This window comes from Brevibacterium aurantiacum, assembly GCF_900169065.1.
Taxonomy (GTDB): Bacteria; Actinomycetota; Actinomycetes; order Actinomycetales; family Brevibacteriaceae; genus Brevibacterium; species Brevibacterium aurantiacum.
The window spans coordinates 177,931-201,472 of the sequence record NZ_FXZB01000002.1 but is presented as its reverse complement, the minus strand read 5'-3'; the positions used below and the strand labels follow the sequence as shown (position 1 = coordinate 201,472).

18 protein-coding genes are annotated in these 23,542 nt (G+C 58.5%); 10 read left to right on the top strand and 8 right to left on the bottom strand.

Annotated elements, in window-relative coordinates:
- Positions 1-2 precede the first annotated feature (2 nt).
- The 5 genes from murJ (at position 3) to BAUR9175_RS02485 (ending at position 7,098) form a co-directional block, all read left to right on the top strand.
- The gene (murJ, locus tag BAUR9175_RS02505; RefSeq protein ID WP_096146169.1) at positions 3-1,616 is read left to right on the top strand and encodes a murein biosynthesis integral membrane protein MurJ; all 1,614 of its coding nucleotides are present in this window, start codon (positions 3-5) and stop codon (positions 1,614-1,616) included.
- A 25-nt stretch (positions 1,617-1,641) separates the two neighbouring features.
- Positions 1,642-4,212 (top strand): protein kinase family protein, encoded by a 2,571-nt coding sequence (locus BAUR9175_RS02500; RefSeq protein WP_101582862.1) that lies wholly within the window; start codon positions 1,642-1,644, stop codon positions 4,210-4,212.
- Positions 4,213-4,402: 190 nt separating this feature from the next.
- Positions 4,403-5,398 (top strand): thioredoxin-disulfide reductase, encoded by a 996-nt coding sequence (gene trxB / locus BAUR9175_RS02495; protein ID WP_096146171.1) that lies wholly within the window; start codon positions 4,403-4,405, stop codon positions 5,396-5,398.
- A gap of 142 nt (positions 5,399-5,540) precedes the next feature.
- Complete coding sequence (trxA, locus tag BAUR9175_RS02490) at positions 5,541-5,858, top strand: thioredoxin (protein ID WP_009882752.1); 318 nt, start codon at positions 5,541-5,543, stop codon at positions 5,856-5,858.
- Positions 5,859-5,955: 97 nt separating this feature from the next.
- Entirely contained in the window at positions 5,956-7,098 is a 1,143-nt protein-coding gene (locus BAUR9175_RS02485) for an N-acetylmuramoyl-L-alanine amidase (RefSeq protein ID WP_226829953.1), read from the top strand.
- Positions 7,099-9,845: 2,747 nt separating this feature from the next.
- Here the strand turns inward: BAUR9175_RS02485 and BAUR9175_RS19605 are convergent.
- The 8 genes from BAUR9175_RS19605 to rpmH all read right to left on the bottom strand — a co-directional run bounded on the left by BAUR9175_RS19605 (position 9,846) and on the right by rpmH (position 15,887).
- The gene (locus tag BAUR9175_RS19605; protein WP_226829954.1) at positions 9,846-10,967 is read right to left on the bottom strand and encodes a ParB/RepB/Spo0J family partition protein; all 1,122 of its coding nucleotides are present in this window, start codon (positions 10,965-10,967) and stop codon (positions 9,846-9,848) included.
- A 760-nt stretch (positions 10,968-11,727) separates the two neighbouring features.
- Positions 11,728-12,624 (bottom strand): ParA family protein, encoded by an 897-nt coding sequence (locus tag BAUR9175_RS02475; protein WP_009882749.1) that lies wholly within the window; start codon positions 12,622-12,624, stop codon positions 11,728-11,730.
- A gap of 66 nt (positions 12,625-12,690) precedes the next feature.
- A complete protein-coding gene (gene rsmG / locus BAUR9175_RS02470) occupies positions 12,691-13,329 on the bottom strand; it encodes a 16S rRNA (guanine(527)-N(7))-methyltransferase RsmG (RefSeq protein WP_226829955.1) in 639 nt (212 codons plus the stop codon).
- The gene (locus tag BAUR9175_RS02465) at positions 13,322-13,903 is read right to left on the bottom strand and encodes a Jag family protein (RefSeq protein WP_096146174.1); all 582 of its coding nucleotides are present in this window, start codon (positions 13,901-13,903) and stop codon (positions 13,322-13,324) included. The genes rsmG and BAUR9175_RS02465 overlap by 8 nt, the downstream gene beginning before the upstream one ends.
- Positions 13,904-13,912: 9 nt before the next feature.
- Positions 13,913-14,872, bottom strand: coding sequence for a membrane protein insertase YidC (yidC, locus tag BAUR9175_RS02460; protein ID WP_101582860.1), 960 nt, complete (start codon positions 14,870-14,872; stop codon positions 13,913-13,915).
- 172 nt (positions 14,873-15,044) lie between these two features.
- Positions 15,045-15,299, bottom strand: coding sequence for a membrane protein insertion efficiency factor YidD (gene yidD / locus BAUR9175_RS02455; RefSeq protein WP_226823932.1), 255 nt, complete (start codon positions 15,297-15,299; stop codon positions 15,045-15,047).
- A gap of 82 nt (positions 15,300-15,381) precedes the next feature.
- Positions 15,382-15,747, bottom strand: coding sequence for a ribonuclease P protein component (gene rnpA, locus BAUR9175_RS02450; protein WP_009882744.1), 366 nt, complete (start codon positions 15,745-15,747; stop codon positions 15,382-15,384).
- A 2-nt stretch (positions 15,748-15,749) separates the two neighbouring features.
- A complete protein-coding gene (gene rpmH / locus BAUR9175_RS02445; RefSeq protein WP_009882743.1) occupies positions 15,750-15,887 on the bottom strand; it encodes a 50S ribosomal protein L34 in 138 nt (45 codons plus the stop codon).
- Between the two features lie 415 nt (positions 15,888-16,302).
- Between rpmH and dnaA the strand changes: the two genes are divergently transcribed.
- From dnaA to gyrB, 5 genes are all read left to right on the top strand, one after another.
- Positions 16,303-17,937 carry a chromosomal replication initiator protein DnaA gene (gene dnaA / locus BAUR9175_RS02440; RefSeq protein ID WP_069599102.1) on the top strand — a complete coding sequence of 545 codons (1,635 nt, stop codon included), beginning with the start codon at positions 16,303-16,305 and terminating at the stop codon, positions 17,935-17,937.
- A gap of 541 nt (positions 17,938-18,478) precedes the next feature.
- Complete coding sequence (gene dnaN / locus BAUR9175_RS02430) at positions 18,479-19,618, top strand: DNA polymerase III subunit beta (protein ID WP_180959195.1); 1,140 nt, start codon at positions 18,479-18,481, stop codon at positions 19,616-19,618.
- On the top strand, positions 19,619-20,743 hold the full coding sequence (gene recF, locus BAUR9175_RS02425) for a DNA replication/repair protein RecF (protein ID WP_009882740.1): 1,125 nt from the start codon (positions 19,619-19,621) through the stop codon (positions 20,741-20,743).
- Positions 20,740-21,252, top strand: a complete 513-nt coding sequence (locus BAUR9175_RS02420) for a DciA family protein (RefSeq protein ID WP_009882739.1) — start codon at positions 20,740-20,742, stop codon at positions 21,250-21,252. The genes recF and BAUR9175_RS02420 overlap by 4 nt, the downstream gene beginning before the upstream one ends.
- A 248-nt stretch (positions 21,253-21,500) precedes the next feature.
- Positions 21,501-23,498, top strand: a complete 1,998-nt coding sequence (gyrB, locus tag BAUR9175_RS02415) for a DNA topoisomerase (ATP-hydrolyzing) subunit B (protein ID WP_069599103.1) — start codon at positions 21,501-21,503, stop codon at positions 23,496-23,498.
- Positions 23,499-23,542 lie beyond the last annotated feature (44 nt).

Genomic DNA, 23,542 nt, shown 5'->3' with positions numbered 1-23,542 from the left:
ACTTGTCCAATCTTTCATCATTGGCCAAATCCTCGGCCATTATGACCGCAGGTACCCTGACCTCGCGCATTTTGGGCTTAGTCAAGGCGTCGCTGCTCGCAATGGCGATCGGGGTCACCGCGGTTCAGGCCGACGCCTTCGATGTCGCCAACAAGGTGCCCAACACCCTGTACATGCTGCTGGCTGGCGGTGTTGTCAATGCCGTCCTCGTCCCGCAGCTCGTTCGGGCGTCGAAGAGGAAGGACGGGGGCGAAGACTACACAAACCGTCTGCTGACCTTGGCGTTCCTCATTCTGGCGGCGGTCGGCCTCATCGCGACCCTGGCCGCACCGCTGCTCGTCTGGCTCTACTCCTCGGGCTGGGGTCCGGATCAGATGGCCTTGGCGACGGCGTTCGCCTATTGGTGCCTGCCGCAGCTGTTCTTCTACGGCCTCTACACGCTTCTGGGCCAGGTACTCAACGCCAAGTCCTCGTTCGGTCCGTACATGTGGGCACCTGTGCTCAACAACGTCGTGGCCATCGTGGGTCTATTGGTCTTCATCCTGATGTTCGGCACGGACAAAGCGTCTCCGCATGGGCTGAGCACCTGGGATCCGGGCATGATCGCTCTCCTGGCGGGATCAGCCACGTTGGGAGTCGTCGCTCAGGCACTCATCCTGATCTGGCCGCTCAAGCGCATCGGGTTCAAGTACAAGCCGACCTTCGGCTTCCGCGGGGTCGGTCTGGCCACAGCAGGAAAGGTGGCGTTCTGGACCTTCTCGGCCATGCTCATCGGACAGATCGGCTTCCTCATCATCTCCCGCGTCGCTGCCGGAGCCTCCGTCCCGGGTGAGGGCAATGCCTCAAACGCCGCGTATTCCTACGGCTATCTCGTCTTCATGCTCCCGCACTCGCTCATCGCGGTATCGCTGGCCACGGCACTGTTCACCTCGTTGAGCAAGAATGCCGCAAACAAGGACACCGAGGCGGTCGTCGGCGACTTCTCCATGGGTGTGCGCATGGTCGGCCTCATCAACTCCTTCGCCGTGGCAGCGCTCATCGTCCTCGCCTCGCCCGTGGCGATGATCATCGCCGGCGACGGCCGCGAACAGGCAATGGCAGTTGGGCTCGTCATCATCGCTATGGTGTTCGGGCTCATTCCCTTCAGTGCCAACTACCTGGCACAGAGGGTCTTCTACGCCTATGAGGATGCGAAGACGCCGTTCTTCATCCAACTTCCACAGGTGATCTTCCAATCCCTTTTGGTGCTCTCGGCCTCGATCTTCCCGAATTCGGTCACGGTGGCCATCATCGGCCTGGCGATGAGTCTGGGCTATCTCCTCGCCATGATCCTGTCGTTCACGCTCTTGAAGAAACGCCTCGGCGACATTGATCTCCGCGGGATCCTGACCGCCCATATGAAGTTCTTGGTAGCAGCCTTGATTGCCGGAATTGCCGGTTACGGTCTTCTCTTCTTCTTCCCGGACTTCGCTCTGTCGGGCCAGTGGCAGGCTTTCGTCTCCACCGCCGCCGTCGGCACACTCATGCTCATTGTCTTCCTGGGAGCATGTTATTTGCTGAAAGTCAGAGAGTTGCATTCGATTATTGGCGTCGTTGCTGGAAAACTAAGAAAATAGCCTGCGCACTGAAGCCCCTCTGGAGGTGGTCACCCTGATCGATATCGAACCCGGCATGGTAGTTGCCGGTCGTTACGTCGTATCAACGGTCGACCGTCGCTGGCTCGAGGAGAAACCGCAAGCGGGGGCAGTGTGCACAGCCCTCGATGCCATCCTCGATGAACCTGTGCTCATCCACGTCGCCGATGCCGATGGATCCACGGATGTGCTCGAGGCAGCGCGACGGGTCTCCATCCTCGGCGATCATCGCATTGCCCCGACCTTGGACGTCGGCCATTCGAACGGACTCGACTATGTCGTGTCCAAACGCATCGCCGTCACGCCACTGAGTGAGATCCTGCCCAAATCACCGCTTCCCATCGATGCCGCCTGCGCTCTCATCGGCGAGATCGGGACGGTTCTCGTCACCGCCGCCCGACGCGGCCTGTTCCATATGTTCCTGCGCCCGAACACGGTGGGAATCACGACCAAGGGCACCGTTCTGGTCTCCGGCATCGGCATCGATGCCGCCCTGGCTCTGGGCACCGGGGTCATTTCGCCCGAGGACTATACGCCGACGAAGGCCTCACGCGAGGATGCACTGGGGCTCATTCGGCTCTTCTATGCCGCCATCACCGGCTATTGGCCGTCTGAGGAAGCATTCAACGGGATCCCCGCCGCCGGTCGTGAGAACTCCCGCATCGCACGCGCCAAGGCTCTCAATCCCGAGATCTCCAATGAACTCGATGACTTCGTCAGCGGAATCCTCACCGGATCTGATCCGGGACCGGGATCAGTGGCAGAGGTGCTGGGTTACCTGGATGAGTGGGATGCCGAGCTGCTGCGCTACGTCAACCGTGCACCGGTGCTCGACAACGACAGCGTCTTCAACCAGTCACCCCGCAGCTTCGACGAGGCAACGAGTCTGCCCGCACCACGATCGACATCGATCGGTTCGGCCCCTGCGAACACCGCCAGCGACGACCAGGTCAAGGCAGCTCTGGTTCGCATCGGCATCACCCGTCCGGGAACTCGCGGACTGGCTGTGGGAGTCGTCGGAAAGACGACGGGACAGTATGCGGATCGGATGCAGATGCGTGAGGCATCCAGCTTCCCCATCGGTAAGGACCAGCTCGACAATGCCGCCCAGGACTGGGAGGAATGGGAGCCGGAGCAGACCTATTCGGAGTACTCCGCGTACGCCGATCACGAGTATGACGAGAATCTGACCTCTCCGATCATGAATCGTGATGCTCAGGATTCGGATCCCGATACTCAGGCACTCGACATCGTCTCCGAGGACAGTGTTGAAGAGGCCGAGGACGACAACGACACCCGAGTCATCATGGACGGGGACGACAACGACACTCGAGCCATCATGGACGAAGACGATGACGGGTCGTGGTTCCTGGGCGGGATGTTCGAGACCAATGAGCAGCAGCGCGAGCATCAGCTGCGCGAGTACGAACGCGAACGCCGCATCGCCAAGGCCAAGGAAGACGAAGCCCGCCGGCGCATCGCCGCGCTCGAGGCCTCGTCGGCAAGTAAGCGGCAAGAGGCCAGCACCTCCACGCCGCCCAAGCAGGTGCGCAGGCTCTCGCCCAATTCGGTCGATGATTCAGACACCAAGTCGGCTCGGACGACTGCTCCCGTTCCCGCGGTCTCGCCCGATAAGCAGTCCGACGACAACTCGCGCTCCGGCAAGGCAGGGGCTGCAGGTGCCGCGGGTGCGGCGGCTGTCGGCGCCGCCGGTGCAGCTGCGGTTGCCGGTGCTTCGAAAGCGGACGGTTCCGCAGGCAAAAAACAGGCCGCAGGAAAGAAACAGTCCGCGGGCAAAAAGCAATCTGCAACGGCAGGAGCCTCGACCGGCAGCAGCACAGCGAACTCAGATGCACCGGCGAAGAAGTCTGGCGCAGGGAGTGCAGCAGCAGGGTCTGCGGATGCAGCGGCCGGCGGTGCAGGTGCAGCGCCAGGCGGGCCTACGAACACCGGCGACGGCTCGGACGAGGACCCTAAAAACACCCGAAGGCCATTCGCCTGGCTAGTCCTCGCGCTGGTGGTCATCGCCGCCATCGTCATCTCGATCGCCGTCTTCAGCTTCAACTCAGGCGAAGAGAACCCCGACCCAGTCGCTGAAACCTCGGCTCCGGCAGACACGGATGACGGCAAAGACAAGAAGACAGAGGAACCTCAGGCCAAACCTCCGAAGATCGATAAGGTCACAGCTTTGGATCCCGAAGGCGACAATGAGGAGAACGACGACCAGGCTCAGGATGTCGTTCCCAACACCGACGGGTCCTGGCGCACCGACCGCTACAACTCGGCGTCCTTCGGCAACCTGAAGTCCGGCGTCGGTCTGCTGTTCGAACTCGAAGACAAGACCACGGTGAAAGAGGTCAAGGTCAAGTCTTCGAACTCGGGGGGAACCTTCGAGATTCGCGATGGTTCCGACCCTGAGGATGCAAAGAAGGTGGGCGAAGGGGAGTTCGACTCGGATGGCGTCACGATCAAACTCGATGATGACGTCGAAACCGACAACCTGATTCTCTGGGTCACCGAGCTGCCCCAGGACGAGGGCGGATTCCGCGCCATCGTCAACACCGTCGACATCAAGTAAGAATCATAGACAGACGGCTGTTCCTCAACTTCGCAAATCAGACGCCAGCGGCGCAGAAAGCCACCCGCTGCCCTCATCAGCAGGTGCGGAATAGTCGCAACCGCCGTACCGTTACAAGTACGATAGGCATTCCGTGCCGCCGTCGAGCGGGGCACTGAGAACACAGCGAGCAGAAACAGGGAATTTTCACATGACTGATACACAATTGGTGATCATCGGGTCGGGTCCGGCCGGATACACCGCGGCCGTCTACGCGGCTCGTGCGAATCTTTCGCCCGTAGTCATTGCGGGTTCTGTGACAGCCGGTGGTGAACTCATGAACACCACCGACGTCGAGAACTACCCAGGATTCCCCGCTGGTGTGCAGGGTCCGGAGCTCATGGAGAGCATGCGCGAGCAGGCTGAGAAGTTCGGCGCCGAGGTCATCTACGACGATGTCGCGAGCCTCAAGCTTGAACCCGGAGCTCATCAGATCGAGACGGCGCTCGGTGCCCGGTACACGGCGCAGGCCGTCATTCTTGCAACCGGCTCGGCGTACCGCGAGCTCAACCTTCCGAATGAGAAGAAGCTTTCCGGTCACGGTGTCAGCTGGTGCGCAACCTGCGACGGCTTCTTCTTCCGGGACCAGCACATCGCCGTTATCGGCGGCGGCGACTCCGCCCTCGAAGAGGCAACGTTCCTCACCCGTTTCGCATCCAAGGTGACGCTGATCCACCGCCGTCAGGAGCTTCGAGCTTCGCAGGCGATGCAGGACCGAGCGGCAGCCGATGAGAAGCTTGAGTACCTCCTCGACAGTGAAGTGGCTGAGATCCACGGCGAAGATTCGCTCACTGGACTCACTGTCCGCAACACCGTCACGGGCGAGACTTCCGAACTGCCCGTCACGGGCATGTTTGTGGCCATCGGCTCGGACCCTCGCACCAGCCTCTTCGGAGATCAGCTCTCGCTGCGTCCCGACGGCTATCTCAATGTCGAAGGACGAACCTCCAAGACCGCGATCGAAGGTGTCTTTGCTGCCGGCGACGTCATCGACTCGGTGTACAGGCAGGCGATCACCGCTGCAGGATCGGGTTGTTCGGCAGCGCTTGACGCTGAGCACTACCTTGCCGATCTTGAAGCAGTAGCAAAGCAGGCCGAGGCTGTCACCACTGAGGTCTCCGAGGCCGCGGCACCAGTCGCTTCCTGATATACCCACTCCACTGGGCGTAGATGAGGGCGAGTTGGCACATACTGCGTCTGCAGCTTCTCAGCCGGAACATCGCCTCGGGGAATGAATCCCACGCAACGGCTGTTTCTGCTATTGAACATCATTGAGAGAAAGGTTGGTCATGTCGACAGAAGTCACTGACGCCACGTTCGAAGAGACCGTATTGAAGTCCGACAAGCCAGTCCTGGTGGATTTCTGGGCTCCCTGGTGCGGCCCTTGCCGTATGGTCAGCCCCATCGTTGATCAAATCGCTGAAGAGAACACAGAGAAGCTCAACGTGGTCAAGGTCAACACAGACGAGAACCTTGAGACCGCGAGCAAGTATGGAATCACCTCGATTCCTGCCCTCTACGTCTTCAAGGATGGTGAGGTAGCCAAGACCATCATCGGTGCCCGGCCTAAGCCGGCGCTTGAGGATGAGCTCTCCGACTTCATCTGATCATGTTCTAAGGCGCCTGTTGTACGATCAACAGGCGCCTTAGGTCTATCCAGATGGCAGACAGGAACACGTTCAGAACTTCGCACAGCAGATTGGCATGGCATTGACTCACAACCCGCACCCGCAGTTTTCACGCGGGACCAGCTCTGAGGTGTTGCCCAACATCAAATCTCAGATGGCTCGTTTGGGGCTCAATGTCGGTGACACCGATTCTGACGAATTCGATCGCGCATTTGAGCTTGGAGTCAGGCAGTTCCAGCAAGTGCGTGGAATCCTCTGCGACGGTGTGATGGGCAAAGAGACGTTTACAGAGCTCGAGCGCGCCAGATATCAGCTGGGCGACCGTGTGCTCCGCTATGACCCCGTCAGAGTCCTTACCGGCGATGATGTACTGAGACTCCAGCGGACCCTTGCCGGACTCGGGTTCTACGCAGGCCGCATGGATGCCGAATACTCCGCAGTCACGGACGCTGCTGTCAAAGAGCTGCAGATGAGTCTCGGGACCAAGGTTGATGGGATAGCAGGTCCACAGACCTTACGTGGACTCGATGCGATCGATCGCAAACAAGACACCGGCAATCTCTTCGCGCTCGAGGAACGAGCTCGCGTGGCAGCATCCGGAACTTCCCTTGCGGGACGAACCTTCGTCATCGAAGCTGCAACTACAGTTGTAGATTTCGTGACTCTTCCGATGACGTCAGAACAAGCGGAGACCGAGCGTCGCATTACTACTGATATAGCAACCCGCCTTGCTGGACGTCTTGAAGCGGTGGGAGCTGGCGCCATTGTTCTCGACGGAGACGCCGTCGAAGTCAACACAGCTGACCAACTTGGCGCATCTGCTGTCGTAACTGTTACTGCTGACGTCAACAAATCAAAAGACGCAAACGGAATCGCGACCTTCTTCTTCGGGCACGAGACCCATTCCGATATCAACTCTCCAACCGGTGCACGCCTGGCAGAACTTATACAGAGCGAGCTCACTGCACGAACCGGGATGAAGGACTGCAGAACCCACGCCCGCACGTGGTCTTCCTTGACAAGGCTGCGAACGCCGAAGGTACATGTGGTCTCTGGTTACCTCACCAATATGCAGGATCTCGAGAATCTTGAGGACCCCAACGTGCGAGACGCGATCGCAGACGGCATCGCGGCCGGGCTGCAGAGACTCTACGTGCGAGAGGACTCTGACCCTGGGACGGGCACCTTGAGCCTCGCGGAGATCAAGGCGTACAGCTGAAACCCACCCACTGTCGTGTTTCACGTGAAACACGACAGTGAACTGTAGATTCCAGTTCAGTTTGTAGATACGCCCCTGCATACAGGTACTAAGCGGACGCGATTGCAACATTGAGTGATTAACCTGTTCCGCACACCAAGTAGACCTCTAGCGGGTAGACCGCACAGTAGAGCGCATTACGCACGTCAAACTACGATCTGTGACCACACTGCACTCTAGATAAGAGGTGTGCTGACAGGTCGTACACGACGTCGAATCAGCCAGTTGCTAGTCAGTAGGTAGAAATCATCACCTACTCACGGATCGATAAGACACGCTAGGAATCGCACAGCGCGGCTGCACTCGTCCGAACCCGTCAAATCACACTGCCACACGGCATGCGCTGCAGATCGATATGCTATACGACATCACTGTGGACATACCGGTCTTGAGACGAACACCAACAGAAGTCAATACTTCATAGCCGCTGATTCACTCACACCTAACCGAAACTCGATCGCATAGTTTCACGTGAAACGTGTGCCTGGTAGGAAGATGGCCAAACCCGGGCGATTCGACGGCGCCCAAGAGTTACCAGTTCGCGGGTTTACACGATGGCTATGAATCCCACAGAGCCACCCCGCAGTCACAAAAAGGATATCGCTACGCAGATGCCATAGGGGCACAGTCTTCGGTAGCTCAATCACACCGGACACGTATTAACTACTTGAACACCAAATCGCCTATCTGCCCAACATGGTAAGAGCGATACGCCTGGTTGGTAATCGTTTCACGTGAAACGCGACGCGTACCTTCGTTACAACGGCCGAGAATACAGCGTTCCCGGAAAAACGAAACTGCGATAGTACCGCGGCCCCAGGCAGTTGCCTTCAGCACCCCCCATTCACGGGCGTTCCCAAAACGGAAAAGGGGTAGTGGCGATCAAACGACGGCCTCCTGCTTCCGCTTCTAGCCGCACCAGTGCCAAAACGATGAGTGGGCAATGTTTCACGTGAAACAATCTCGAATGTAAATGACAATGCCTCAAATGGCACCCATATACCTCCACGAATAGACACGAGTCCCCGCTACTAGCATTGAAATCGGTCTCGCGGTGGGCGTCACCGATTGCCGATGCCGGCAAGCCACCGGCGGTACGAGCACAGTGCATACGAAATCGTTCCAACTCGCGAAGAAGGGTTCCTGTAAAAGGCCGAGGAGCCACATGTATAACAGCGTTTCACGTGAAACGTAAGTATTGAATGGACCAGCTCTAAGTGGTATCCAGTCACGAATATCGAAAGTCCGCATGTCGCACGCGGTGACTGTGCGAACATTCTGACCATGTTGCAGTCAGCCTCTAAGACAACAAACTCAAGTTTGAGTGGAGAATACGTAGAGGCCGGCTTACTCGAATCGGCTTGTTCCACGTGAAACATAACGCCCCAAGTACATGAACTGTCAGTCAACGCGCCGCGGACAATCGTAGCTTCATAGCAATCAAACAATCGCTTTCGACGACTTCCGAGACGATCTAGGGCGATTCTGCACCGGTGGCTACGGGCAAGAACAGCCATGTGTTCCACGTGAAACAACGCATACATCGGGCTCCGGGCCCATGTCCTTCACTCGAATCGGTAGTAGGGATCGTAATCCCGAAGGAACGCGTAATGCAGATCCTCAGTAACAATATGCATTGGACCAGGCAGTGCGGATTTCTCAAGCAGTGCTGCTGCGCCGAATCTCGTTCTGCGCTGAGAAAAGAGAATGACCCTGGTAGACAACTAGGGCGAAGTTGGTGATCCCTTTTCTTCAGATGAGGCACCGGCCGCAAATAGACACAGGAGCATCATGCGAACGTGACAATTCCACTGGAAATTGATGTTCCACGTGAAACGTTTACACCATTAGGAAGACCGGCCTAAAGCTGGCCTCCGAATCATTAGAGACTCTCACACGTATACGCTGATTCAGTTGGAGTTAGGCCTCCGCCTAGTACCAATATATGCAGCTGAATGTTCTCGATTGGTCCATTCGCAGGGTTAACCCATACCTAGTCACACTACCGAAAGACCAGATAGACCACGTGTGCTTCCCTACCGCATGTCTGTGCCAAATGATTGCACTCAACAAAACAGAAGAACAGCGCTTCACGTGAAACATCTATAGCGAGCCCGGTTTTAACGCTCTCGGCTGACAGCATTTCGACAATCACGTATCAACAATCGTCAGAGATATGGATCCACTAGACCATTCTTTAGAACTGGAGTCGCTCGCACAGTGCTTTTCGACGCCCACTCGCCAAACGGCGTTGGATTGCTCTAGTCGCGCCGACGCTAGGCATCGCCACGTCTTTGCTGTTTCACGTGAAACGGCCTGTCGATGGGAATTCGGACTGACCCATAACCACAATGGCAAGAGCGACCTACCGAACGTTGAAATGCGACGCCGACCATGCTGCGGTTGTAACCGATGGACCTGCCGCATTCCCCAACTCTCGGGATCCATCGGACGACGGCCACAGGAACGATAAAGAGGGGAGGCTAAGAACGAATAGCGCGATAATAGACTGTTGTTTGGGCTCGAAAGATCGAGTGGTCCCTAATCTGGCACTCCATATCCGGGGCCTTCAGTTCATTACCGTCATTCGCGCGCATTCGCTCATACAAGCGAGCTGAGTCGCACGACTCATAGACCGAAATGAATACAAAGAAGGCGGGTGAGAAGAATCCTTCTCACCCGCCCATCTTCAACCAATTGGGGAAGAACTATTCGGCCGGCGACTCCACACCCAGCAGCAGAAGAATACGGTCAAGGTCATCTTGGTTCGCGAATTCGACGCTCAACTTCCCCTTCTTCTTACCCACGGTGATGTTGACCTTTGTGTCCAGACGATCCCCGAGCCTCTCGGCAACTTCAATGAACTGGGGTGCCACTTTCGTCGTTGCACGTGAAACATTCATAGAATCACCGCGGTTTAACAGGACAACTGCCTCTTCTGAAGCTCTGACGGAGAGTCCTTCTGCGACGATGCGCTGAGCAAGAATTTCCATATGCTCTGGCTCCCGAAGTCCGAGAATTGCACGAGCATGTCCCGCCGAAATAACTCCGGCCGCAACCCGTCGCTGAACGAGAGGTGGCAGGCGGAGCAGCCGCAGTGTGTTGGAAATCTGAGGGCGTGAACGACCGATTCTCTCGGAGAGCTCCTCCTGTGTACAACCGAAGTCCTCGAGCAGCTGACCGTATGCAGCAGCCTCTTCCAATGGATTGAGTTCTGCGCGATGCAAGTTCTCGAGGAGCGCATCTCGCAGCAGATCGGTGTCGTCGACATACCGAATGATCGCTGGAATAGCGGAGAGGCCAGCATCCTTGGTCGCCCGCAGACGCCGCTCACCCATAATGAGTTCGAAGCGCTCTGAATCTCCGGGCTTCTGCCGAACGACCACAGGCTGGAGCACACCAATCTCGCGAATGCTGTGGACAAGCTCGCTGAGTTGGTCTTCATCAAAGAATGTACGAGGCTGACGAGGATTGGCATCAATCAGGTCGACGTCGATCTCGCCGAACTCTGTATCGGGAATCGAATCTACACCAGGGGTCTCGATACCGGAGTCACTGGAGCTCTCTGTGACTACTTGTTCACTATCCTGGCTATCATGATCCGCGGCGCCCGAGACATCCGTAGCCGAGTCGTTCACAGCTGAGTTGTCAACGGATTGAAGCGTGGACGACGTCGCATCTACTTCATCTGTAGTTTGAGTACTGAAGCCGCTGCTTTCTTCACGCGCCTCATCGAATCTTTCGTGACCCGACCGGTATACCCCGGGGTGAGTCTCGGAAACTTCGTCATCCGGGTGAGACGTCTCCGAATCGACAGTCTCGTTCGTCATACCGCTGGAGTTTGCCTCAACATCGGGCTCCGCAGTCTCAAACACCGGTGCCGCGGCTTCATAGCTGGTGTCATACTCCTGGGCCTGTGAAGTCTCGACTGAAGATGTCGATCGCACGTTATCTAATTCCGGAGACGACGCCGCCGAAGCTGCTTCCTTCGTACTGGAACTCTTCACGCCAGACGACATCTTCTCGCTGGATGTAGAGGCTGCCGAACCGTTGTTCGCTGCCTTCGCAGGTGTTCCAGAGGTCTTGGTACCGGACGTCTTACTCGCAGATGTCTTAGCCCCCGTTGTGGTGCGCTTCGAAGCTGCACCCGTTGCGCCTTTTGCCGTGGGAGCCTTAGCCGAGGAAGCGGACTTCTTCGCGTTCGTCGAAGTCGTGGAGGCGGACTTGGCCGGAGTGTCCTTCGCAGCACTGTTGGCAGCTGTGCTCTTCGCTGGGGTGGTCTTCGCCGTTGAAGATTTGGATGTTGAGGTGCTCTTCGCGGAAGCAGGCTTCGCAGATGTAGTCTCCTTCTTAGCCGTCTTGGCCGTCGACGAGGTTGTGGTGGCTCCGGCTTTGGGCTTCCGGCGACGAGAGGACTGCATAGAGGCCGCGGGATCTGTGCGAGCGGCCCGAGCTGCCTTCTGTTCCTCTGTGCCCTGCTTACCCTCGTCAGGCTCGCCGCCGGAGAAGAACACGTCGACTGGGCGATCGCTCGACGCCGCATCCGGGATCAAAGCACCCAGTCCACGGCCCAATCCACGCTTCCTGCGTTCAGCCACGATTTACTCCTCGTTGTGCGATTTCTTCGGCTGCTTCGCGGTAGGACAAAGCGCCACTGGAATGGGGGTCATAGGAAATGACAGTCTGACCGTAGCTCGGAGCTTCAGAGATCCGTACCGAGCGTGGAATCGCCGAAGACAGGACCTGCTCAGGGAAATGGGTGCGGACATCGTCCGCGACCTGAGCGCTGAGGTTTGTTCGGCCGTCGTACATCGTCAGCAGGATCGTCGTGATCGACAGTTTGGGGTTCAGATGCTTCTGGATCAGCTGGATGTTCTTCAACAGCTGGCTCAGTCCCTCGAGCGCATAGTACTCACACTGGATCGGGATGAGGACTTCCCTGGCAGCAACGAATGCGTTGACTGTCAGGAGCCCCAGGCTCGGCGGGCAATCAACGATGACGTAGTCGACTCGATTTCCCGCTGCAGCCTCCTCGTCGAGGTAGACGCCCAATGACCTCTGCAGGCGCTGTTCCCGGGCAACCAACGAAACAAGCTCGATCTCTGCGCCGGCCAAGTCAATCGTCGCCGGCACGCATTTGAGTGTGTCGAAGTCCGGGCACTGCGCAACCGCGTCCCGCATCGGCACGTCGTCGATGATGACATCGTAGATGCTGGTGACCTCGGAATAGTGGTCGATGCCCAGAGCTGTACTTGCGTTGCCCTGCGGGTCGATGTCGATGAGCAGAACATTGAGGTTCTGATTCGCCAACGCAGCAGCGATATTCACTGCTGTGGTGGTCTTCCCGACGCCGCCCTTCTGGTTGGCGATGGTGAAGACCCGAGTAGAGTCTGGTCGTGGAAAACTCGCCTGGGACAGTCGATCAGCGCGTCGGTTATCACGCGCGATTGCAGCACCTATGGGAGACGACTCGTCCATGATCGGCATTCGGCGCACTCCATCATCCATTGGTTTCACAAAGCTATACTCAGCCTAGACCAAATCTACTTCGTACTATTTCTTGACTATCTCGACGACACGGCTGGGAACATCGAGGATTCCACCGTCGACGATGTGAATCTCCGGCTGGGACAGTCGGTACCGCTTCAAAAGCTTCTTCGTCTTCGCCAGCTCGGCCTCAACCGAAGCGCCTTTGAGAGCAAGGATGCGTCCCTCAGGCCCCATCACGTCATGAGTCCATTCGATGAGGGTCGTCATCGCTTTGACCGCGCGTGAGGTCACAACGGTGAACATCTCCTCATCGACGAGTTCCTCAACGCGGGCGCGGACTATTCTCACATTGTCCAGAGCCAGGTCGTCGACGACCATCTTCAGCCATTCGACCCGACGCTCCATCGGCTCGATGAGCACAACCTGTGCCTCGGGCCGAAGCAGTGCAATCGGAATGCCGGGCAGGCCGGCGCCGCTGCCGACATCACCGACGACGTCGCTGTCATCAATGAACTCAGCGACAACAGCACAATTGAGGATGTGCCTCGTCCACAGCCGGTCGATCTCGCGGGGACCGATCAGTCCCCATTCGATGCCAGTGGTGGCCAGATGCTGCGCATACCGCTGTGCAGCTGGGTAAGCGGCACCAAAGAACTCTTCTGTGCCTGCCGGGGGGATTTCGAGGGCGGAGAGGTCAGTCATGGGCAGGACGGACAAGCACGTGCCGGCCCTCACCCTCGCCTTCGGACTCCGAAACCAATCCGGCCTGGGCGACCTGATCGTGAATGATCTTGCGTTCAAAGCTGTTCATCGGCTTGAAAGCGAATTCGTTGCCGGATTCCTTGACATCGTCGATTGCCTGCTTGGCCTTCTTGATGAGCTCATCACGACGATTGTTTCGGAAGCCGTCGATGTCGAGCATGAGCCAGGAACGCTGGCCCGTACTGGTCTGCACAGCCAGTCGGCTGAGTTCCTGCAGCGCACCGAGGGTCTTGCCATCGCGGCCGACCAGGGTACGCAGATTCGAGTCATCGTCGTCCTCGCAGACGATCGACAGCTGTGCGCGGCCGTCCCCGACATCGATGTCGATGTCGCCATCGATGTCAGCGACATCCATCAGCTCTTCGAGGTAGTCCGCTGCGATTTCGCCCTCTTCTTCGAGGAGTTCTGCTCTCGTCGGCTTCGCAGCCTTCTCGGTACCGTCAACAGCGGCCCCAGCGTCGGCAGTCGCGTCGACGGTCTCATCAACAGTCGTGTCGACATTCTCTTCAGTCATGGTTCTTCCTCAGCGCTTCTTGTTCTTCTTGCGGTTCTTGCTCACCGGTTGCTGCCGCTGACGGCTCTGGTTCGGGGTCTGCTCAACTTCGGTGGCGGTCCCACCCTTGACCTCAGACTTCTGAACAGGCTTGCCCTTGCGGGCCTTCCGCTCCAGCATCTCCTTCTCGGCTTTGGAGCCGGGGGCTGGCATATTGCGGATGACCACATGCTGCTGGCACATCGTCCAGGTGTTCGAGACGAGCCAGTAGAACAGGACACCGAGTGGGAAGTAGATTCCGCCGATGCCGAAGACGAGTGGCATCACGTAGAGAAGCATCTTCTGCGACTGCATCATCGGGTTCGCCATAGCGGACTCCGACATGTTCTTCGCCATCATCTGCTTCTGAGTGATGAACATTGTCCCAGCCATGATGACGATGAGGATGCCTGTGAGGAGCTTGACGGAAATGCCCGGGTTTGTGAAGACCGCCGACAGCGAAATTCCGAAGACCGAAGACTGCTCTGCCTGAATCGCGAGATCCTGAGTGAATCCGCCGATGGCGCCGACCGATCCGTCGGCCACCTTGGGCATGTTGTGGATAACACGGAAGAGAGAGAAGAAGATCGGCATCTGCACGAGGAGAGGCAGACACGAGGCCCAGGGGCTGGTCTTGTTGTCGCGGAACAGATTCATCTGCTCTTCGGCCATGGCCTGACGCGAGTACTGGTCCTTCTTGCCCTTGTACTTGGCCTGAAGGCGCTGAATCTCAGGCTGCAGCAGCTGCATCTTGCGCTGAGATTTGATCTGATAGACGAACAGCGGAATCAGGACCGCACGAATCACGAGAGTCAGTCCCGCGATCGACAGCACCCAGGTCCAACCGTTGGCGGCCGGCAGGCCGATCGCCGTGAAGATCTCGTGGAAGATCGCGAGGATCCAAGCAACTACCCACTGCAGCGGGTAGAGCAGCTTGTCCATCCAGTCCATTCAGTACTCCTCGTTACAACGAATCTTCACGATCGTTCATTTTGCCATTGTTCGCAGGTCTTCGCGACACAGAACTCATCGTCCTGTTTTCGCACGTGCCGGAGGCCTTGGCCCCAAGCAGCTCGCGGTGGCCAGATGCGCTGAACATCTGTCGCACACACGTCAAGTATTGTCAGTGGCCCTCATCGTTGTGCATGGAGACTGAGCGGGCCTGGCGCGCTGAACCGGGAACATGGTCCACCCCGCCGTGGGAAAAGGGATTGCATCGCAGTATTCGCCACCCAGTTAACACCATTCCCTTGAGAACTCCGTGTATCTCGAACGCTTCCAAGCCGTACATCGAGCAGCTGGGATAGTACCGACAGACCTGCCCGTACATCGGAGACACCACGGTTCGATAGGCCCTGATGAACCACACGAAGGGCATGCGCGGTCCGATCCGGATCAGCCACCAGGCGGTGGGCCAGAATCCGGCCGGCCTGCGGGGCACCTCCGACGGGTGCTTCAGATCATGTTCGGCGTCCACGGCTCTCGAGCTTCTTCTGCGCCTTGTCCATCAGCATCGTGACTTCGGACTCGAGCTCTGCAAATTCTGCGTCGGCTGCTTGGGGCAACGCTCTGATGACGAACAGCGCGCCAGAGTCCAGGGTGTCGAGTCGGACCCGCATGATCTCTCGAAGACGACGTTTCACTCGGTTCCGAACAACGGCGTTTCCAACGGCCTTGGATACGATGAAACCCACGCGTGCAGCGTGGGAATCATCAGTATCAATCAGGCTGTGTGCCATCAAATGGGCCGAGCGCACACGGACGCCAGCTTTGAAGACTCTTCTGAAGTCGTCTCCGCTGCGGATCCGGTGAGCCGCGGTGATCACACTTATGCCGAAACTTCGGCACGTCCCTTACGACGACGTGCGGCCAGGATCGAACGGCCGGCACGGGTGCGCATGCGCAGACGGAAGCCGTGCTTCTTGGCGCGCTTGCGGTTATTGGGCTGGAAAGTACGCTTACTCACTTCAAGTCTCCGATTTCTAGGTTGCGGTCGAACGACAATGCGTTCTCACAAAAAACGGCGGTACGAGTCTCGACCGCCGAGCACTCCTGTGCATAAGAGCCAAAAGATATTCAAGATAATCGGATGAAGCCCGGTACACAGGACACTCCATCTTAGCGAAGGTCAAAGTTGCTGGTCAAACTCGATGGCAATGTTTCACGTCACTGTCGCGACCTGTTTGCCGAAATTCATTCCCTGCACATCTTCACCCGTCCACAAGTAACAAGCGTGTAGTTTTCCACATGGTTATCCACCAGTGTGGAGGATTACTGGGCAGACTCGTCAGTTCTCCACAAACTGTGGAAAACTATGTGGAAGTCATACACAGGTGTGGACCGTGCCAAGAACAAACGACGAAAACGGAGGAAGATTGACGGTGTCGAATTCCAAGAATGAGCTCATCAGCCAATGGCGGACGGTGGTCTCGACCCTGGATCAGGACCCCAGTCTGACCGCCCACCAGAGGGGATTCCTCTCGCTCGCGCTGCCCAAGGCTCTCGTCGACAATGCTCTGGTCCTCCTCGCTGTCCGCGACGAACACACGCGCAGAACCATTGAGACTCGACTTCTCGGTCCTCTGACCAGGGAGTTCTCCCATGTTCTTGGCTTCGAGGTGACCTTCGGGTTCGTCGTCGATCCGGAACTCGATGTACCGATTCGGTTCGAAGATCTCATCGGGGAACCCACACCGGGATCACCGATCGAAATCGATCCGGAGACATCCACCTCGGCGATGGATTCCACGGGATCCCCAAGCCATGCGCCGACGCAGGCCCCAGCGTCCGAGCCGCAGATCCCCTCTCCCTACAACCGCGCGCCTCACCCGCAGCCGCAGTCACCCAGGTACGAAGACGCCGGGCCGGCACCCAGCAATGGGGCACCTGTGGAAAGGACGACGCGAGAGATGAAGATCGCCGAGGCGACCGCCGCCCAGTCGACTCCGCCGGTCGAGGTTCCCGGACTCGCCCAGCTCAACCCGAAGTACACCTTCGACACCTTCGTCATCGGCGCTTCCAACCGCTTCGCACATGCCGCGGCCTTCGCTGTGGCCGAGGCACCGGCCAAGGCCTACAACCCACTGTTCATCTACGGCGATTCGGGTCTGGGCAAAACGCACCTCTTACACGCGATCGGCTACTACGCAACGCAGCTGTTTCCTGAGATCCGAGTGAAATACGTCTCGAGCGAAGAGTTCGTCAACGACTTCATCAACACCATCGGTTCGTCGAAGACCTCGAATTCGCTGCGTCCCGCGTTCCAGCGTCGCTACCGCGAGGTCGACATTCTGATGATCGATGACATCCAGTTCCTGCAGGGCAAGGATGCGACGGTCGAAGAGTTCTTCCATACCTTCAACGCTCTGCACAATGAGGTCAAACAGGTCGTCATCACCTCGGACCAGCCGCCGAAGATGCTCAAGGGCTTTGAGGAACGGCTGCGCTCACGCTTCGAATGGGGTCTCCTCACTGACGTGCAGCCTCCGGATATGGAGACCCGTTTCGCGATTCTGCGTCGCAAGGCCGCCGGCGAGCAGCTCGACGTTCCCAATGACGTCCTCGAATACATCGCCTCGCGGATCTCATCGAACATCCGCGAGCTCGAGGGCGCACTCATTCGCGTGACGGCCTTCGCCAACCTCAATGATCAGCAGGTCGATGTGAGTCTGGCCGAGACAGTACTCAAGGACTTCATCACCCAAGACGACACCCCAGCCATCACCGCAGCCGACATCATGGGACAGACCGCTGCCTACTTCAGCCTCACCCTCGATGACCTGTGCGGCACGTCCCGGTCGCGAACGCTGACCACTGCCAGGCAGATCGCCATGTATCTGTGCCGTGAGCTCACGGAGCTGTCGCTGCCCAAGATCGGCCAGGCCTTCGGCGGTCGCGATCACACCACCGTGATGCATGCGAACAAGAAGATTCGAACTCAGATGGCCGAACGACGAGCGGTCTACACTCAGGTCACCGAGTTAACAAACCGCATTAAACAGCAACATCGCCTATAGAACGCGGTATACACATCTGTGGATAACCATGGGGACAAACTGCGTATCCTGGGGATAGAATGGTGGATAACTCCACGAAGTGAGTGGACGGCTGTGAACTACATGGATGTGCTTACCCAAGCGCCCACCGAAGCATGTGTGAGCGTACACAGGGGATCCACACCCTCGGAGATCGCCCAAGCCTTGATTACTAGGGCGTAACCGATGGTTGTCCACAAACTCCACAGGTGCTAATACTTCTACTCATTGAATGGAAGTAATAAGAGGGTGACCGCCACCGACTGCATCGGGTCGGTTGGGGAGCTCTCGAGTGAGAGCTCGAGACCCATTCTGAGCACTGCCATTTATTCGAACACACTGTCACAGCCGATTCTCGAATACGAGATCCCTGAGTTCTCGCTTGAGTCGGTGTCTGTCGACGTTCATGATGTTGGCTGCCCAATGCCGGGACGCTGATATTTCCGATAGGCTGTGTAAAGTTTTCCGAGCAACGTCAAGCCAGTGTCTTGAGTACGTCGGGTGGCCACCCCGAAGGAGTAAAGTGAACGCCGAAGCATCTCCCCTGAAGTTCAAAGTCAACCGCGATGTCCTTGCCGATGCGGTGACTTGGGCTACCAAGACCCTCCCCAGTCGTCCCTCCGCACCAGTTCTCACCGGCATCCTCATCACCGCCGAGGCTGGTGGCACGGTCCGGCTCTCCGTCTTCGACTACGAAGTCTCGTCCCGAGTGGAGATCGCGGCCGACGTGGTCACGCCCGGTACGGTCCTCGTCTCCGGTCGACTCCTTGCAGACATCTCCAAAGCTCTTCCGAATCAGGAAGTCACCCTGGAGCGGATCGATTCGAAGGTCGACGTCACCTGCAGCTCATCTCGCTTCTCGCTGATGACGATGCCGGTCGGCGAATACCCATCGCTGCCGCAGGTTCCCGACGCTTCAGGAACGGTCTCCGCCGGGGAATTCCAGAACGCCGTCTCCCAGGTCACGATCGCAACATCGAAAGATGACACTCTGCCGATCCTGACCAGTGTTCGCGTTGAGATCGAGGGCGAGAAGGTCACACTCCTGGCCACCGACCGCTACCGGCTCGCTGTCCGTGAGTTCACTTGGAATCCCGGTCGCCCCGATGTCTCCGCCGTTGCTCTTCTGCGCGGACGGACACTGTCCGATGTGTCGAAGTCCTTGGGCGGAGATGTCACGATCGGCCTGAGCAACGATGCGGGCAAGGATCTCATCTCCTTCACCTCGGCGGGCCGAGTCACGACCTCGCTGCTCGTCGAAGGCGAATATCCGAAGGTGCGGTCGCTGTTCCCCGATTCTGTGCCGATCCACGCGATCGTCGAAACAGGCGTTCTGCGTGAGGCAGTTCGTCGTGTCTCCCTCGTTGCCGAGCGAAACACTCCGCTGCGCTTCGAGGTCAGCGATGGAATGCTCACACTCCACGCCGGCACCGGTGACGATGCCCAGGCATCGGAAGCCGTTGAGGCTGTGCTGCAGGGTGACCCGATCACCGTGGGCTTCAACCCGCACTACATCGCCGAGGGTCTGGCCGCGATCGAGAGCCCGTACGTGAACTTCTCGTTCACTCAGCCGATGAAACCCGTCATCATCTCGGGACAGAGAGATCTGGAATCGACGGCCGACGAATCGTATCGATACTTGCTCATGCCAACTCGTATCTGAATGTGGATATCCCGACTTTCGCTGCGTAACTACCGGTCCTATCCGGAACTCGACCTCGAGTTCGAGCCCGGAGTCACCACATTCGTGGCCGACAACGGAACCGGCAAGACCAATATCGTCGAAGCCATCGGGTATCTGGCCCATCTGCGTTCTCATCGAGTTGCCTTCGATGCGCCTTTGGTCAACGAGTCCGCGCAGACGGCGACCGTGTCTGCTCTCGTCAACCGCGATCAGCGTCACGCCACTGTGGAAGTATCGATTCAGTCGAAGGGCGCCAACCGGGCACGAGTCAACCGCTCTCCAGTGAAGATGAAGGAGATTCTGGGACTCGTCTCCTGTGTGGTCTTCGCGCCGGAGGATCTCAGCCTGGTGCGCGGCGAACCAGCTGAACGACGTTCGTGGATGGACACCCTGGTCGTCTCACGCAACCCTCGATATTCCTCGGTGATCACGGACTTCGAACGCGCTCTCAAGCAGCGCAATGCTCTGCTCAAACGTCTTCGTGAGGACCGTGACCCCGGACTCGAGGCGACCTTGGACATCTGGAACATGGCCTACGCCGACTCTGCTTCGGAGCTGGTCTACGGCAGGCAGCGGATCCTCGCCGACATCGTCGAGCCGCTGCAGAAGAACTTCGCCTATATCGCCGCCGATGCTCGACTTGAGCGTCAGGGAATCCAGGCTCGCTATGATTCGCGCATCGACTATTCGCAGGCCGAATCGGCCGCCGAATGCCGCGAGCTGCTGTTGGCCGCCCTCGAACGTCGCCGCACCACCGAGATCGAACGCGGTCTGACCCTGCACGGTCCCGGCCGTGACGATCTGGCGCTGACGATCGGAGACCACCCGGCAAAGGGCTACGCCTCACATGGAGAAACCTGGTCCCTGGCCTTGGCCATGCAATTAGCCGGATGGGACCTGCTCAGCTCCGATGCCGGATCTGCTGCCGAACAGCCTGTCCTCGTCCTCGACGATGTCTTCGCCGAACTCGACACCGGACGCCGCAACCGACTTGCGTCGCGCATCACCGAGGCCGAACAGGTATTCATCACCGCGGCCGTGGACGGAGATCTGCCCGAAGGGCTGGAAGGCCGAAGGATCGGGCAGGAGCGTCTGCAGTCATGAGCGGCATCCAGAAGGACACCTCAACTCCGGTGGCCTCACTTGAGGCTCTCGACCGGGTCCGACGGATGGAGGCGACCGAGGCAAAGTTCGTTCGCAGCCGTCGCCGCTCGCGACTGCGCGGTGAAGCCGTCTACAGCGGCGCAGGTAAGGACAGACGAGATCCGGCAGCGATCTCATCGGCCCTGGGGAAGCTGATCTCCGCCCGAGGTTGGTCCTCGTCGATCGACATCGGCAAGGTGCTGGGCCGGTGGCCGGATCTGGTGGGAGAACAGGTGGCGATGCACTGCAAGCCCGTCGACTTCTCCCCTCCTCTGCTGATCATCGCCGCGGACTCAACGACCTGGGCGACTCAGCTGCGAGTGCTTAAGCCGACGATCCTCAGAGCGCTCGAGGCTGGTCTCGGCTCACAGACGATCACGGAGATCGAGATCCGCGGACCTAGGGGGCGCAGCTTCAAGAAGGGCCGGCGCAGCGTATCCGGCCGGGGACCTCGCGACACCTACGGCTGAGCCTCAGAGCCAACCCGAACGACGGTGTTCGGAGGGGCTTCAGCAAGTGAAATTCTGACTCGGCTAGAGCCGAGATCTGAAAAGCGATAGAGAGCCTTAAACGGCGATAGCCGGTCCCGTTCGTGCCCGGGGGTACATCTGAGGCTTGGAAAATCCGGAAATGCACCTTAAAGGGCCGCTTACGGGCATTTCCGGTCATGGCGCGGTAGAATAGGAAGCTGATAGCGCCCACCCTTACAAGGAGTCATATGACGACCGAGGATCTGCCCCATTACGATGCCGGGGATATTACGGTACTCGAGGGTCTCGAAGCAGTTCGCAAACGACCTGGCATGTATATCGGTTCGACCTCGGAACGCGGTCTCCACCACCTGGTGCAGGAAATCGTCGACAACTCCGTCGATGAGGCGATGGCCGGATACTGCTCCCACATCGAGGTGACGATCCTCGCCGATGGTGGCGTGAGAGTCGTCGATGACGGGCGCGGAATGCCAGTGGCGATGCACCCCACCGAGGGCAAACCCACCGTCGAAGTGATCCTGACGATTCTGCACGCCGGCGGTAAGTTCGGCGGAGGCGGCTACGCCGTGGCCGGCGGTCTCCACGGTGTGGGTTCGACAGTGGTCAACGCGCTCTCCGAGCGTCTTGAGGTCGAAGTCCGCCGTGACGGCTACTTCTGGAACATGAACTTCGAGAAAGGCGTCCCCACCGGTGAGCTCACCCGTGGTGCTGAAACCTCAGAGACCGGCACGATGGTGACCTTCTGGCCCGACTCGACGATCTTCGAGACCACCGACTTCTCGTACGAGTACCTGCGCGCCCGCTTCCAGCAGATGGCGTTCCTCAACAAGGGCATGAAGATCAGCCTCACGGACGAACGCCACGTCCAGGTGGATGACGACAATGTTCAGATCGACGAAGACGAAGAGACAGACGCCAAACCGCGTGAGGCTACCTACCACTACGAACATGGTCTGCTCGACTACGTGCAGTACCTGAATTCGACGAAGAAGGCCGATCTCGTCCACCCTGACGTCATCGTCTTCGAGGCCGAGGAAGCCGAAGAGACGCTGTCGCTCGAAATCGCCATGCAGTGGACGACGTCCTACAGCGAATCGGTCCATACCTATGCCAACGTCATCAACACCCATGAGGGCGGCACCCACGAAGAGGGCTTCCGCACTGCGCTGACCTCGCTGATCAACAACTACGCTCGTGAGCAGAAACTCCTGCGGGAGAAGGACGCGAACCTCACGGGTGATGACATCCGTGAAGGACTGACCGCGGTCATCTCCGTCAAGCTCGGCGATCCGCAGTTCGAAGGTCAGACCAAGACGAAACTGGGCAACTCCGAGGTCAAGGGCTTCGTCCAGCGCGTTGTCCGCGATGAACTCGGACACTGGATGGAATCCAACCCGGCTCAGGCCAAGGACGTCGTCCGCAAGGGACTCCAGGCATCCCAGGCGAGATTGGCTGCACGCAAAGCCCGGGAAGCCACTCGACGCAAGGGACTGCTTGAGTCTTCGGGCATGCCCGGCAAGCTCAAGGACTGCCAGTCCAAGGACCCCACGATCTCCGAAGTCTTCATCGTCGAGGGTGACTCGGCAGGCGGCTCGGCGACTCAGGGCCGCAACCCGAACACACAGGCGATTCTGCCGCTGCGCGGCAAGATCCTCAACGTGGAGAAGGCCCGCCTCGACCGAGCTCTGGGCAACAACGAAGTCCAAGCCATGATCACCGCTTTCGGTACCGGTATCGGCGAAGAGTTCGACCTCGAGAAGCTCCGCTATCACAAGATCGTGCTCATGGCCGACGCGGATGTCGACGGCCAGCACATCACGACGCTGCTGCTGACTCTGATCTTCCGCTACATGAAGCCGCTCATCGAGCACGGTTACGTGTATCTGGCGACTCCTCCTCTGTATCGGATCAAATGGTCGAATGCTCCTCATGAGTTCGCCTACACCGAGAAGGAAAGCGACGGATTGCTGGAAGCCGGTAGAGCGGCGGGCAAACGCCTGCCCAAGGACATGGCGATTCAGCGCTATAAGGGTCTGGGCGAGATGAACTACTCGGAGCTGTGGGAGACAACGATGGATCCCGACCACCGGCTGCTCAAGCAGGTGTCGCTCGACGACGGGATCGTCGCGGATGAGATCTTCACAGTCCTCATGGGTGATGACGTTGACTCGCGTCGACGCTTCATCCAGGAGAACGCGAAAGACGTTCGCTTCCTCGATATCTGATTCTCACCGTCGGTTCCCGGCCTGTGCCGGGAACCGACGGTCAC